Annotated in this window: 13 protein-coding genes; 1 reads left to right on the top strand and 12 read right to left on the bottom strand. The window is 23.5% G+C overall.

What is annotated here, in order from left to right; translation table 11 throughout:
• Positions 1–104 precede the first annotated feature (104 nt).
• From pglX to A6P36_RS00910, 11 genes are all read right to left on the bottom strand, one after another.
• Positions 105–3,575: a BREX-1 system adenine-specific DNA-methyltransferase PglX gene (gene pglX, locus A6P36_RS00950; RefSeq protein ID WP_066760336.1), complete on the bottom strand. Its 3,471-nt coding sequence runs from the start codon at positions 3,573–3,575 to the stop codon at positions 105–107.
• A gap of 5 nt (positions 3,576–3,580) precedes the next feature.
• The gene (locus A6P36_RS08305; RefSeq protein WP_242861601.1) at positions 3,581–3,910 is read right to left on the bottom strand and encodes a hypothetical protein; all 330 of its coding nucleotides are present in this window, start codon (positions 3,908–3,910) and stop codon (positions 3,581–3,583) included.
• Positions 3,911–4,023: 113 nt separating this feature from the next.
• Positions 4,024–5,604 carry a hypothetical protein gene (locus A6P36_RS08300; RefSeq protein ID WP_242861600.1) on the bottom strand — a complete coding sequence of 527 codons (1,581 nt, stop codon included), beginning with the start codon at positions 5,602–5,604 and terminating at the stop codon, positions 4,024–4,026.
• A gap of 63 nt (positions 5,605–5,667) precedes the next feature.
• Positions 5,668–6,885, bottom strand: a complete 1,218-nt coding sequence (gene brxC / locus A6P36_RS08295) for a BREX system P-loop protein BrxC (RefSeq protein WP_242861599.1) — start codon at positions 6,883–6,885, stop codon at positions 5,668–5,670.
• 65 nt (positions 6,886–6,950) lie between these two features.
• Positions 6,951–8,303, bottom strand: a complete 1,353-nt coding sequence (locus A6P36_RS00940) for a glucose-6-phosphate isomerase (protein ID WP_066760335.1) — start codon at positions 8,301–8,303, stop codon at positions 6,951–6,953.
• 61 nt (positions 8,304–8,364) lie between these two features.
• Entirely contained in the window at positions 8,365–8,541 is a 177-nt protein-coding gene (locus A6P36_RS00935; RefSeq protein WP_242861598.1) for a polysaccharide biosynthesis protein, read from the bottom strand.
• A gap of 105 nt (positions 8,542–8,646) precedes the next feature.
• Positions 8,647–9,294, bottom strand: a complete 648-nt coding sequence (locus A6P36_RS00930; protein WP_066760333.1) for a hypothetical protein — start codon at positions 9,292–9,294, stop codon at positions 8,647–8,649.
• Positions 9,295–9,404: 110 nt separating this feature from the next.
• On the bottom strand, positions 9,405–10,622 hold the full coding sequence (locus A6P36_RS00925; RefSeq protein WP_242861597.1) for an ABC transporter permease: 1,218 nt from the start codon (positions 10,620–10,622) through the stop codon (positions 9,405–9,407).
• A complete protein-coding gene (locus A6P36_RS00920) occupies positions 10,615–11,502 on the bottom strand; it encodes an ABC transporter ATP-binding protein (protein ID WP_066760332.1) in 888 nt (295 codons plus the stop codon). Before A6P36_RS00920 ends, A6P36_RS00925 begins: the two co-directional genes overlap by 8 nt.
• 5 nt (positions 11,503–11,507) lie before the next feature.
• A complete protein-coding gene (locus A6P36_RS00915) occupies positions 11,508–12,095 on the bottom strand; it encodes a hypothetical protein (protein ID WP_066760331.1) in 588 nt (195 codons plus the stop codon).
• A 3-nt stretch (positions 12,096–12,098) separates the two neighbouring features.
• On the bottom strand, positions 12,099–12,632 hold the full coding sequence (locus A6P36_RS00910) for a hypothetical protein (RefSeq protein WP_066760330.1): 534 nt from the start codon (positions 12,630–12,632) through the stop codon (positions 12,099–12,101).
• A gap of 178 nt (positions 12,633–12,810) precedes the next feature.
• On the opposite strand from A6P36_RS00910, the gene A6P36_RS00905 reads away from it, so the two are divergent.
• The gene (locus A6P36_RS00905; RefSeq protein ID WP_066760329.1) at positions 12,811–13,614 is read left to right on the top strand and encodes a hypothetical protein; all 804 of its coding nucleotides are present in this window, start codon (positions 12,811–12,813) and stop codon (positions 13,612–13,614) included.
• Between the two features lie 51 nt (positions 13,615–13,665).
• Here the strand turns inward: A6P36_RS00905 and A6P36_RS00900 are convergent, their stop codons facing one another.
• Entirely contained in the window at positions 13,666–13,902 is a 237-nt protein-coding gene (locus A6P36_RS00900) for a hypothetical protein (protein WP_066760328.1), read from the bottom strand.
• Between the last annotated feature and the right edge of the window lie 276 nt (positions 13,903–14,178).

Genomic DNA, 14,178 nt, shown 5'->3' with positions numbered 1-14,178 from the left:
TTAAATTAATTTTACTAAAATATTCTTAATCAATTATACTTTATTTGAGGATACCTATTCAACTAAAAACAGCTTAAATTTACCAAAATTTAGCATAATATATTTTATTTAAATAATGTTTGCGAATTTAAGACTTTAATATTTTGAAGTTTTTCGTAATTATTCGCCATACCATCTTCTAAATTAATATCTAAAGAATAATTACATGCAAAAGAAATAAGTTCTTTGTATTTTTTACATTCATCAAGCTTTAGTATTAAATTTTCTTTATATTTTTTGGATTTCAAAAATTTTTCATTTTCATATAAATTCTCAAATCTTAAAATTTCATTTTCATATTTTTGTTCTATTACATCTAAATAATTAATTTTAAATTTTAAAATATCTTCTGTAGAAAATCTGTGCATATATGTTAACGCATTTATTCCATTATTTTTTCCCGAACAAAATTCTAAATATATTGGACATTTATTGTAAGTTTTGTTATGACTTTTAAAAAAATCTCTCAAAAAATATTGATTTATATTTTCTCTATAATTAACATTCTTGTAAGATAACGCCTTACATATAAATTTTAAATTCTCTTCCAATAATTCTTCCCCAAAAACATCACACAAAAATTTCAAAAATAAATTATAAATATCGTCTTTAAAATATTCTTCCTGAGAAATTATTATTAGATTGTCTTTTTGAGGATAAAATTTACTATATTCTCTATTTAAAATTTTATTTGAGTTCCCAATTACTCCAGCATAGTCTAGAGAATATCTTCCAAAAGCACATCCAACAAAATAACTTATAAAAGATTCAACAAAACTTTTTTCATCTACATTTCTAATTGAAATATTATCATCTTCTACAAATTCTGAAACTTCTTCATTAAACCCATAAATCTTTTTAAAAATTTTATTTATTCTTTCCTCATTTTCTCTTACTTCATTAAACATTATCTCAATTTCTTTTTTAAAATTTTCAAACGAATCCTTCAAACTTGAATTAACTTTAAACTCAATAGCAGGATGAGTTTTAAAATCCCATGAAGTCTCATAAAAATCCCATTCTTTTTTACACAAATAAATATTTCTATTAGATAAAAAATTTATTTCTTCTAAATATGAATCATCTATTATAATAGGAAGATCTCCTATATTTCCAATTTGAAAATTAACTGTTGGAGCTATAGAGGACAACAAATAAAAACACACATTAGAACACAAAAAAGATAAAATATAATTTTCATACTTTTCATCTGGAAAAATAGACGAACCCGACACGTCAAATATAAAACCATAATCTTTATATCTAACGCCAAAATTTTTAAATCCAAAAAGCGACCATGTAATTCCTTTTTTGAAATAATATTTTCTGTTCTTTATTACAAATTCAGGATCTGTTATCTTAGGATATTTATCTCTAACAAATCTTATTAAATCTCTACCTTCATTTTCATACTTAACTATGTACTCATTGTTTCCATACCATTTTCTATAATCTCCGCCTTTGTTATAAGGAAACCATTTTTTATTAATATTCTTAAGGTCATCATGTGATTTGCAATTGAATTCTATATCATCTTTATTTATTTCATACCAGTATCTAATAAAGTTTTTATTATCTGTTGTAGCCATTCCTTGCTTTGGCTCAAAATATTCTTTAAGAGGTTTAAACTTTCTAAATACTTCTCTTGCTCTATCACTTATCCAATAATTAAGAGGAAATCCTGGTACATCATAAAAACATCTTAACTTTATTTTTGAATTTCTATTTTTCAAAACTGGAAATTCTAATAGTTCACCATCACTGTTTAAATCTTCGCATTTTACGTAATTATAAATACCTTCATAATCTTCCATAAACTTCTTTTTAAAAATCGTAGCACTTGTACCAAAAGCTATAGACATAACATTATTATCCATGTGCAAAAGAGATATTATTGTATTATTTTCAAAAATACATCTCCTTAATTTTTCAAATTTATATAAAAACATCCATGATTGCATTGTAAGCATAACATTAAATCCATTTTCATATGTAAGCTCAAATCCTCTTTCAATAAAAACTGAAAATAAATCCATCTTACTATTTGGATAATGTTCCTTTAAATATAATGTAAGTTTTTCACTCATTCCCCTACTGCTCATATACGGAGGATTGGTTATGACTATATGATATTGATTACTAAGAAGCTTGGCTGTATTAATGATTTTTTCCATACAATCTAATTCACTATCAGATAAATTTTCATAAATATCTCTTTCAAGTAAATCAAAATCTAATTTCTTAACCGATAACAATGATCCATATTCTTTTGCATCCTTAAATAAATCCAACAAATATAATACATCTTCTTTTTGAGTATCATTTAAAGATTGAATTTTACTTACAACACTTTCATAAATTTCATTACTCTCAACTATGGGATAAAAATTAAATTTTATATGTTTTCTGTTAAAGAATTTCCTGCATTTGCTTCGTCCTTTCATCATAAGTGCAAAATATGCAAGTTCATACGCTCTATCATCAATATCAATTCCAAATAAATTATTTTCAAAAATTAAATATGGAATTTCACTTTCTAAATACCCATTTTGTTTATATATTTCAAACAACAAATCAAAAGCGTAAACTAAAATATGTCCACTTCCCATACAAGGATCAATTATTTTTATATCTTCTGGAACAATTTTTTCAAACTCTTTTTCTTGAGTTAAATTTGTTTCAACATAATAATTTAAATCACAGGAAAATTTAAAACCACTATTATTTTCCATATAAAATTTTCCTAGTGAATTTTCAACCATATATTTTACAATCCACTTAGGAGTAAAAATTTGAGTTACTGGCGGAATATTTTCTTTAGAAATTTTAATATTTTGTTTAAGCTTCTTGAATATCTCATCTTTCTTTTCAATGATGTAATATTGATAAAGCCATCCTATTATTTCAACGTTATCTAAAAAATATCTTTCATCAATATCTTTAACAATTCTTCTAATAAAACTATTTTCATTAGATAGACTTACTGGAAATAAAAGATTTATATAATCATTTGTTTTCTTAAAAAGTCCTGGTAAAATTTCATTTAATGAATCACATTGTTTAATAAATAAATATTTAAATAACTCGTCCATCTGATTGTTTCTCCTTAAAGAAGAAACGTATTCCTCATCAATCGAAAAATCCAAATCATTAAAATATGTAATTATATCTGGTTCTATCTTATTTTTATTTAAAGAAGACAAAACTCTAATTCCAGATGGAAGGTACTCATTTATTTCCATAAATCGAATTGCAATTATTCTATTAAACCAAGTATAAGCAACTTCCTCTACAACAAAATCAAAACCTTTTTCATTTATTTTTTTTACAAGTATTTCTCTCTTAATTAAATCATGTCCATAAATTTTATATGTCTGTAAATTTCCAATTTCATACTCAGCATAATCTGAACTTTTTGAAATACTATCTTTAATTTCATTTTTTGTAATTCCAATAAGAACAAGTTTATCTGTTACCTCTTTTATTAAACTTTTTCTAGCCCAAATTGCAAAGTTTTTGACAATATTTTTATTCATACTTATTAACCCTTTAATTTCAAATTTTTCTCTTTAATAAAAATACTTTCCATCTTAACGCCATAAACATCAAACAAACTACTACAATTCTTTAATTTATTTTTCAATTCATTTATCACTTCTAAATCTAGAAAATTTAAAATTTCATTTTCAATAAAATCATCTATAATTTTAAAATTATTATTTAAAATCTCTTTATGAATTTCCAAAAAATCATTTATGTAAATTTTAAGCTTTGAAATACTACTATAAGGATTTTCACTTTTCAAAATTTTCTCTATCATTAAAGCATTATTTTTAAAATTTTCATCATCTATAAAATTTTTATCTTTCATAAAAACTTCAAAAACTCTTATACCTTGATTAAAAATTTCAAATTGAATACTGTTATAAAAATTATAAACTATCTCAAATTTTTCAAAATTCTCAACAATATCTTTATTGTAATTTAAAGTTTTAATAAATTCATAAATTCATTAGAAGTACTATTTATTAAATTATTTATAATATTTTCTAAATCATACACAAGAGTTTTTCCAGGATATAAATAATTTTCATCTACTAGATTTTTTATCTTACATATTTTTAAATTTAAATTTTCTAAATCAACTTTACATTGTTCAAAAAAATCTTGAAAATTATTAAACAAATATTTCTTATTAAAAATTTCTCCTAGAATTTTTTTACAAAAATTAAATTCCTTCTCACTTATATCACAGGATTTACTAATTTCAATTTTGTTTATAAAATTTTTATCTGAGATTGATTCTATAATTTCTCTAAAATTATAATTGCACAATATTTTCCCAATTTTCAAAAAATAAAGTATCCCAAATAAAACATCGTATCGATTAAACCCATAAGGAATATTTTTAAAATAATTAACAACATCAATAAGATTTACTTTTTCAAACTCACTAATAAAATCAAATAATTCATTCAAAAAAAGAGAATTCAACCTCAATACTTCATTCAAAGCATCTTCATTTTCAAAAATCTCAATTATTTTTTTAGAATTTTCCACAAATTTATTTATGTAACTAAACTTATTAAACCTACAAAATATAAGTTGACTAACAGCATTCTTCAAAATATCATTAGCATCTAAAAAATTCGTAGATATACTTTCACCATTTACAAACACATGAGAATTTTTAATAGAATCTTCAATTAAAACTTCAATTCTTTCTAAACGATTTTTAACTTCAATTTCTTTTTCAATTAAAATTTCTCTAAAACTATCTTTCAAATTTGTTTTATTATATTTTAAAAATTTTTCTAACTTTAAATAAATGTTAATTTCCTCAATTAGATTTTTATCATTATCTAAATAAACAATAACATTATTTTCAATACTAGATAAAATCCTCATAGAATCAATATTAAAATTTTCATCATAGTTTGTAGTCAAAAATTTTACCCCAATTAAATTTTTAGAAGATGTTTTATAATTTAACTCATCTAAAATTTGATTAATTGAAAAATTTATTTTATTTTGATATTTAATTTTAGATATTTTACATATCTTATTAAAAATTTCATCACACAAAAATTCTTTTATTTCATGGGAATTAATATTAGTTCTTATTATTTTATAATTTATATCTCTCTCTATTTTTGATAAAAAATAAAACTTATCCCCATCGTTATTTACAAACCCTTCACTTATTAGTTTTCTCAAAGAATCAACAACTTGATTTTTAATATCATTTTTATCATCAATATCAAATCTAATAAGTGAAGTTATAGTATAAACGGTAGGAACTATATTAGGTACATATTTTATTAAAAAAAGTATTTTTAAAATATTTATATCAAAAGAATTTAAAACTATATAATCTTTTAATATTGAAAAAATATATTTATGATTATAATCAATAAAATCAGAAATTGGCTCATAAAACATGTAAAACGGAACAACTTTATTTATATCATAATTTTTAAAATCAACTAAAACCCTCTGAAAAAAATTAATGATACTTCTCTCACCTTTTGATATTTCATCACTAATTACATTATTTTTTATCATAAAATAAACAACATTTTTTAAAATAAAAAAAAATCAATTTAAAATTATTATTTTTAATTGTAATTAGCACCAGAAAAATTGAAAGAAACTTTGAAAGTTTAAAAAATAAACAACATCTCTTAAAAGTCTTAATTGATACGGAAAAAATGGATAAGCAGAAACAAATTCTTTTTTTGTCATCTTAACAATATCAAGATCAGATATAAAATCAAACTTCAAAATATTTTTCAAAAAATATTTTTTATCATCGTATATATCACTAAGTCTAGATTCATAAACCTCATTTTTCAAAAGAAGTCTCTTATATAAAACTTCATCCATATTAATACTGGATAAATAAAATTTACTCGCAAACCTACCCTGAATTTTTGAAAAATCATATTTTTTATCTTTCGTCATCGCCATAATATCAATATGACTCGTAACAATAACAAAAGCATTTCCAAAACATTTGTTAGAAAGTTCTTCAACAATAGTCTGTAAATTCAACATTTTATTTACATCATCTGAAATAAATTGTGAAACCTCATCTATCATAAATACAACATTATGATTTTCACCTTTTTCTAATATGTACGCTTTAACTTTTTCAGAAAATTTTTCTATATTCATTTTATAATTTTTTTCAATATTCAAAAAATAATCTTCTGATAACTCATAATTCAAATCTTTAACTAGGGATAAAGCTTTAAATAAACTCTCTTTATGAAAATAAAATTCTTCTCTAGCATTTTCCCAAGAATTATCTGAAAATTTTAAAAATTCAGCTTTAAATCTATCAAAAATATTTTCTTTAACAAGTTGTTCTTCAAATTCACAAATAAATCCATGAGTATTTGAAAAACCTCTCATTGAATTAAATTCATTTACAAAAATATCTAAAATAGAATCATGTTTTCTATTTTTAGAATCAATATTAAACAAAATAACATCTTTAGTAATGTTAGATAAAAATTTAATCTCTTCTTCAATTTCAAGTAAACATTTATTATTTTTAATTAAAATATCCATTCCAAAATTATTAAGAATGTAATATAAAATTTTTAAAAAATGAGATTTACCACTTCCAAAAAAACCAGAAATCCAAAATCCAATTTCATCATTTTTAGTTAATATTGTGTTTTTATATGAATTCACAAACTTTTTAATACAATGAAAAATTTCTTCAGTTACAACATATTCATCAATTTCAATAATTTTATTTTCTTCCCTATCCGAAACTTTAACAACACTTTGTATATTTCGATCAATATTTTTAACAAACATATCTTTGATAAACATATTACACCTCAAAAAATAACAACTTATAATTTAAAATCAAATTATAAGTTGTTTAATCCTATAAATTACAATCTTTTTTCAAGTTCACTCTTCAAGCTTTCAAATCCTTTTTTACCAAGAAGTGCAAACATATTTTTCTTATAACTTTCAACACCCTCTTGATTAAATGGATTTACTGCTGATAAATGACCACTAATAGCACAAGCTTTTTCGAAGAAATAAATCATATAACCAATGTTATAAGCATTAATCTTAGGTATATTAACCACCATATTAGGAACTCCCCCATCTAAATGAGCAAGTAAAGTTCCAGCAAATGCTTTTTTATTTACAAAATCAACTGTTTTTCCTGTTAAATAATTAAGACCATCAATGTCCCCTTCCATCTCTTTGATAGTAATATCTTTCAATGGAGATTCAACATTTATTACAGTTTCCATTAAATTTCTCATTCCATCTTGTATATATTGTCCAAGTGAATGCAAATCTGTAGACAAATTAACAGATGATGGATAAATACCTTTCTTATCCTTACCTTCACTCTCTCCAAATAACTGCTTCCACCACTCAGAAAAAAATGAAAGACTTGGCTCATAAGATGCTAAAATTTCAGTTGTATATCCTTTTCTATACAAAATATTTCTAACAGCAGCATATCTATAGCAATCATTTTTATCTATATCATCAATCTCAAAATCTTTTACCGCATCTTGTGCTCCCTTCATAAGTTGATCTATATCAACTCCTGAGACAGCAATTGGCAAAAGTCCAACAGGTGTCAAAACAGAAAATCTTCCACCAACATCATCAGGAATTATAAAAGTTTCATATCCTTCTTCATTTGCAAGATTTTTAAGTGCACCTCTACTTTTATCAGTTGTAGCAATTATTCTTTGTCTTGCTCCATCTTTACCATATTTTTTTTCCAATAATTCTTTGAAAAATCTAAATGCAAGTGCTGGCTCAGTTGTAGTACCAGACTTTGAAATTACATTTACATAAATACTTTTATCTTTCACAAACTCTATAAGCTCGCTTAAATATGTTGAACTTATACTATTACCTGCAAAAAATATTTGTGGAGACTTTCTCTCATCTCTGCTTAACAAGTTAAAAAATGAAGTGTTCAAAGACTCAATACAAGCCTTAGCACCTAAATATGATCCTCCGATTCCAATAACAATTAAAACATCTGCATCATTTCTAATTTTTTCCGCAGTCTTTTTCAATCTAGAATATTCTTCTTTATCATAATCATTAGGTAAATTTATCCATCCTAGAAAATCACTTCCAGCACCAGTTTTATTTTTTAACAATTCATGGGCTAATTTTACTTGAGGAGTTATTAAGCTTAATTCATCCTCATTTATATAACTTTTTAACTTTGAATCATCAAATTTTAATTTTAAAAAAGACATCTATAACACCCCTTAAGATTTTTATAAATAAACATATTTATTATATGTTTAAATCAAATTATTATAAAACAACCTCTGTCAAAAATAAAGTAAACAAAAAATAAATCACAATTATTAGAAACACAAATGGCAATATAACTTTATAAGCAGATTTAACTAATAACCAAAAATCTTGTTTATCAATATCAAATTTTTCATGATCATTTTCTTTTTTTCTAACATTTTTATCTGAAGACATATAAATTATCCCTTTTTAAAAATTTATATATTAATTATAATTTAACTCAAATAAAAAAAACAATAAAAATGTTAATAATCTAACCTTTTATTGTTTTTTATAAAATCACATTATATCAACTAAACTAAATAAATTACTGCATCGTATATTGACTACCTTATACGACCCTTCAATCCTTCTTATATATTCGCCATTCAAAACAACATTCCAACTTGAATTTATATTTATTTTCACGTTACTTAAAAATGCAGTAAGCTCAAAATCAACAGAATTAACGCTCTCTAATATAGAATTCAAAAAATCTAAAGTAATATCTGAAAAATAAGATCTTACCTTAACAGACGAAAGATTAGTTGAAACATTATTAATACATATAACTGAGAACATTTCTTTCACATAAACATCACTTCTACTATCTTTAAAAACGCCTTTCTTAATCATAAACGTCTTTGATTTAACAAATATAAAATAAATTCCCAAACCTAAAAACACAATTGCCAAAATAAATTTTATGGATACCCCAAAATTGTAAATCATTAAAACTATACCTAATAAAATCATTGCACGACCTATTGGTCTAGTATCAATAAATCTAATATATTTTTCACCATAAAATATCAATGCTACAGCTAATGCAAAATTAAATATTCCAAAAATATTAATTCTAATAATATCAAAACTCCAAAGTATAAAAATGAACCCAATTAAAATGAACAATAAGCCTCTAACAAAATACTTATTATTTAAATTCAAACGCAATACCCCTCTCAAAATCTAAAGTTATTTTTTGTCCTAAATCCTGAAGATCCAACAACCACTATAATAATAGTTAAGTTGTAAATTTTAACTTTAATCAGTCTCCATTACCTTTTTTTAACAGATTTATTTCCTTTTAACCTAATTATTGATTTAAATGTACTTATATTAATCATAATAACAACTATAATAGAAACAACCATAATGCTTAACATAATAATTTCACTAAAAAACATCTTATAACTATTGGAAATTACAACGAAAGGTGTAAAAAAAGGAACATATTTTAAAACATTAATTAAATAATTTTGTGGAAACTGCAAACTAATCATAGCAAAAAAATACCCTAATGAAATTAAAAACACAATAGGTACCACACCACTTGACACATCTTCAGTCTTATCAATAATATTCCCAATTAATAAAAACATAAACCCATACAAAATAAAACCTAAAATAAAATAAATAAAATATCTAAAAACAAATATAACATCTAATTTTATTACACTTTTTATAAATGGAAAATCTTGATAATTTAATAAACTAACAATCAAAAACAACAGAAAAACAAAATAAAAAACTTGTATTATACCAGCAAATAAAATTCCAAATACTTTACCCAAAATTATATTTGATAACCTAACTTTAGTCAAAAAAATTTCAACTATCTTTGAATTTTTTTCAATATTTGCATTTACACTTATAAGTTGTCCGTACATTATAAAAGTAATATAAGTAAATACCATAAATATTATTGGTAATGTATATGTTTCTAAAATATTTTTTATTTTATTTTTATTAACTTCTATAGACTTTACGTTGTAATCAATATACAAATTTTCTATATCATCATTCTTTAATCCAAATATTTTTTCTAACTTTTTATTAGAAATAAATCTATCTAAAATAAATTTTAATTCAGGATAATTTTCAGAAGTAACGATATCTATACTATTTTCACTATTTACAATTAAATATCCATCAATATTTCCTTCATTTAATTCATTATCTAATTCCTGTTTTTTAACTTCATAATCTAATAGTTTAAAATAGTATTCTCCATTAACCAAATTTGCAATATCTCTTGAATACAAATTAAGATCTATATGATTATCAAAAATATAATTTTTATCATCAACTATATAAATTAAATATTCATTTCTACTTTTAAAAACATCTAATTTAAATATAAAATCTGGTAAAACAACTCCAACTATTATTAATAAAGACATTACGATGGTAAAAATTTTAAAAAATCCTTTTTTAATAGTATTTCTAAAATTATAGCTGGCTATTATAAAAAAATCCCTAAATATATCAATCACCGGCCATCTCTAAAAAAATTTCATGTAGAGACTTATATTGCAAACTAAAATTAATTATCTTAACCCTATTTTGAAATAAAACATTTTGTATAGTGTTTGCTATATTTTCATTAAATATATCTATTTCATAAAAATTTTTATGTCTAACTATATGTTCAACACCATAAATTCTCAAATCTGGTAAATTACCTTCAATTTCTAAAATCAATTTCTTTCTTCCATAAGATTTCTTTATATTTAAAAGATTACCTTCAATACATTGTTTACCTTTTTTTAAAATTGAAATACTATCACAAAATTCCTCTATGTAAGACATTTGATGCGTAGAAAACAATATATATTTTCCTCTATTCATAAATTCAATGACAATATTTCTTAATATTTCAGAATTTACAGGATCCAATCCACTAAATGGTTCATCAAATATAATAATTTTAGGATCATTTATAATTGTTGATATTATTTGAACTTTTTGCTGATTTCCCTTAGATAACGTATCTAAAACCTTATTATAGGTATCTTCTATTTGAAATCTTTCAATCCAATATTTTACCCTTTTCTTTGCAACACTCGATTTTAAACCAGATAACATTGCAAAATACATTAATTGATCTTTAACTGTATTTTTATAATAAAGACTCTTTTCCTCAGGAAGATATCCTACCTTCATTTTTATAACATCTAATTTCTTCCGATTAAGTAAAACTTCTCCCCCATCTTTATTTACTATATCTAAAATCATTTTAATCGTCGTAGTTTTACCTGCACCATTTCTACCTAAAATTCCATAAACTTTACCTCTGTTAACTTTAAAACTGACATTGTCCACAACTTTCTTATCACCATAAAATTTAACTAAATTATTAACAATTAAACTCATATCAATTATTGCTTAGTAATATCAATACCAAAATTCTCTTTATAATAATTGATTATATACTCCTCTGCTCGTGGCATTTCAACCTCTTGGAAATAATATCTCTTCTCAGTTAAATCTTCTTGAACCATTTGATCAGCTTGAGCTTGCTGATTTGAAAAATCAATAAATTTAGATTGTTGTACAACTCCACCAATAACTCCTGCAACAATAGCTGCACTAGAAATAAGTCCACTAGTCATAACAACCTTATTAAAAGTATGATTATTTTTTTGTGTTTCTAAATTTCTTTGAATTTCTAAATCAGTTAATCTTTGATTAAGTGCAGATAATTGACTACCTGTTGAAAGACGGTTAGTTGAAGTATTTAAACCAGAAGTTGTTGATAGTCGTCGCGAACTCGTATTAGATGTTCTTCTAACAGTTGTTCCACGCAAACTACTTCCCAAACTTCTACTAGCACTACTTCCTGCTCTTGCAAGCATACTTGCACTTGCTTCATCACCTGAACAAATAAGAGGAGTTGTAATACAAAAACTAGCCAAAGTACTTAAAGCAATAACTTTTTTATTTCTAAAATTTAATTTATTATACATACATTACTCCCCCTTACCAAAACTAAATCCTGGAGTCGGTTTTTCTTCCTTATTAGTACTCAATGGATTTTTATATTCATCTGGAACCGGAACTCCCCACTGACCAAATAAATCATTCATGTATTTTTCTCTTTCTTCATAAAAAGAGTTATAAGTTCTATCAATAACATCTTCATAAATTTTTTTATTTTGAGTAAGTTGATTTTCAGTTAATGCTAAACCTATAACAGTACCAAGAACACTTATTGTACCAACACCTATAGATATACCTCCTAATACCTTTTCAGTATTTGAAAGTTTATATTTAACAGTGCTACCAATACCTGTATTACCAACTCTTAGTGGATTAGCTCTTCCAAGACTTGAACTACTACTCAAACTTGATGTTCTACTTAAAACACTCTCCGTTCTTGCTCTAGCACCAACCATTGCGTTAACTTGAACACCCCCACCACCTGCTAAATTAATTATAACTGGAGAAGCCATACATATAACAACACTCTTAGCTAATTTCTTTTTAATATTCCTACCTGTCATATATCCTCCTTAAAAACTTTTAAACTATAACTTCAAAATACTAAATTTAACATATAAACCTTACACTCTTTATCGTCTACAAAATAAAAACTCTTTACAATTACTTGAAATTTTTTTGTAACACTACAATGTTACATAAATAATATAAAATTATTAAGAAATTTTTAGAGGTTTTATTATGCAAAATTTATTAAATATAATTAATTCAAAAATAAATAATTTAGATTCAAATATAGAAGAACTTTTATATGACGAATTTTTACTAACTTTACAAGACATAAAAAAAGACTTTAAAAATAATTCAGAAATAGATTTGAAAAAATATTTTAATAAATTAAATGCCATACAAAATGTCAAAAAAAATATATCTTCATACCTCAATTCATACAATCCCGAATTAGAATCTAATCAAAGTAATAACGAAAATATAGAATTAGATGAAGCTATATCAGTATCATCAAATATTTCACCAAAACCAAATTTTAAAGATTTAGAATCAAAAATAAAAACTTTCACAAATATACCTGAGGACAACTATTACTTTTATAACTTAAATGAAAATTATGGAGAAATTGAAGACAAATTAAATCTAACGTATTCATTAAAAAAACTCGAAGATTTCAATTTATTTTCAATTAAAATAAGTGGATTAAAATTATTTGACAATGTTTTTTTAGGTAGAACACTTAGTGAATCTATGGTAAAACTTTTGTCTTTTTTATTCATGCTAAATGAAAAACCTTTCATAACTATTTGTGAGAAAAATTCAAAATATTTTTCCACATCACCATCAAATATGAAAAGAGCTATCACTTTGAAAGAAAACAAATGCTATTTTGAATCAAATGTTGATGAAAGTGAAGCTTATGAAATGATAAAATCATTTTTAGATCATATAAATATAAAACTTTCAGCATGTAAAGTACTTTTAAGTTGTTCTACAACTAAACCTAACGAAAGTTATATAACTTTTGTTCTATAATTAAATAAAATAAAAGGGCAACATAAACATATGTTGCCTTATCTATACCTGCTAATATTCAATATCCAATATACATATACCATTATCATCTACGTAATAGTATACGAATTCTACCATAAATTCATTTTCAAGTCTTACTCTTATTCTATAATACATGTTTCCTAAAAAATCAAAAACATCTCTATATGTATATTCAATAATATCATAATTCAAAATATCTTGCACTTTTTCTAAAAATATTTCTTCATCTTTAAACCTCTTACACAAAAGAGTATCCAATACTTCCACTTTTCTTCCCCCTTATTACATGATAAAAACAAAAAACGTTCGACAAGTATAATAAAACATCTACAATAATTTTAATTGTATTAATTATATAAACATATATAGATTTTTACAACATTTTTATATCATATAATCATTTTACTTTCTAACTCTTTACTCTCTCTCTCATTTTTTAAGACTGAAACTAATTTAAACCCAAACTCAAATAACGAACCAACACAATTAGACGTTATTATATTTTTATCTTGAACAACTTTTTGTTTTAAATATATACCATTC

It is taken from the genome of Candidatus Arthromitus sp. SFB-turkey, assembly GCF_001655775.1.
Classification (GTDB): domain Bacteria; phylum Bacillota; class Clostridia; order Clostridiales; family Clostridiaceae; genus Dwaynesavagella; species Dwaynesavagella gallinarum.
Note: the sequence above shows the minus strand (reverse complement) of the source record. Positions and strands in the feature narration are given on the sequence as shown.

Excerpts from the sequence above, each read along its gene's own strand:
- brxC (WP_242861599.1), bottom strand. The coding sequence starts at position 6,885 with ATGTTTATCAAAGATATGTTTGTTAAAAATATTGATCGAAATATACAA.
- A6P36_RS00910 (WP_066760330.1), bottom strand. The coding sequence starts at position 12,632 with ATGACAGGTAGGAATATTAAAAAGAAATTAGCTAAGAGTGTTGTTATA.
- A6P36_RS00935 (WP_242861598.1), bottom strand. The coding sequence starts at position 8,541 with ATGTCTTCAGATAAAAATGTTAGAAAAAAAGAAAATGATCATGAAAAA.
- A6P36_RS08300 (WP_242861600.1), bottom strand. The coding sequence starts at position 5,604 with ATGATAAAAAATAATGTAATTAGTGATGAAATATCAAAAGGTGAGAGA.
- A6P36_RS00940 (WP_066760335.1), bottom strand. The coding sequence starts at position 8,303 with ATGTCTTTTTTAAAATTAAAATTTGATGATTCAAAGTTAAAAAGTTAT.
- A6P36_RS00920 (WP_066760332.1), bottom strand. The coding sequence starts at position 11,502 with ATGAGTTTAATTGTTAATAATTTAGTTAAATTTTATGGTGATAAGAAA.
- pglX (WP_066760336.1), bottom strand. The coding sequence starts at position 3,575 with ATGAATAAAAATATTGTCAAAAACTTTGCAATTTGGGCTAGAAAAAGT.
- A6P36_RS00905 (WP_066760329.1), top strand. The coding sequence starts at position 12,811 with ATGCAAAATTTATTAAATATAATTAATTCAAAAATAAATAATTTAGAT.
- A6P36_RS08305 (WP_242861601.1), bottom strand. The coding sequence starts at position 3,910 with ATGAAAGATAAAAATTTTATAGATGATGAAAATTTTAAAAATAATGCT.
- A6P36_RS00915 (WP_066760331.1), bottom strand. The coding sequence starts at position 12,095 with ATGTATAATAAATTAAATTTTAGAAATAAAAAAGTTATTGCTTTAAGT.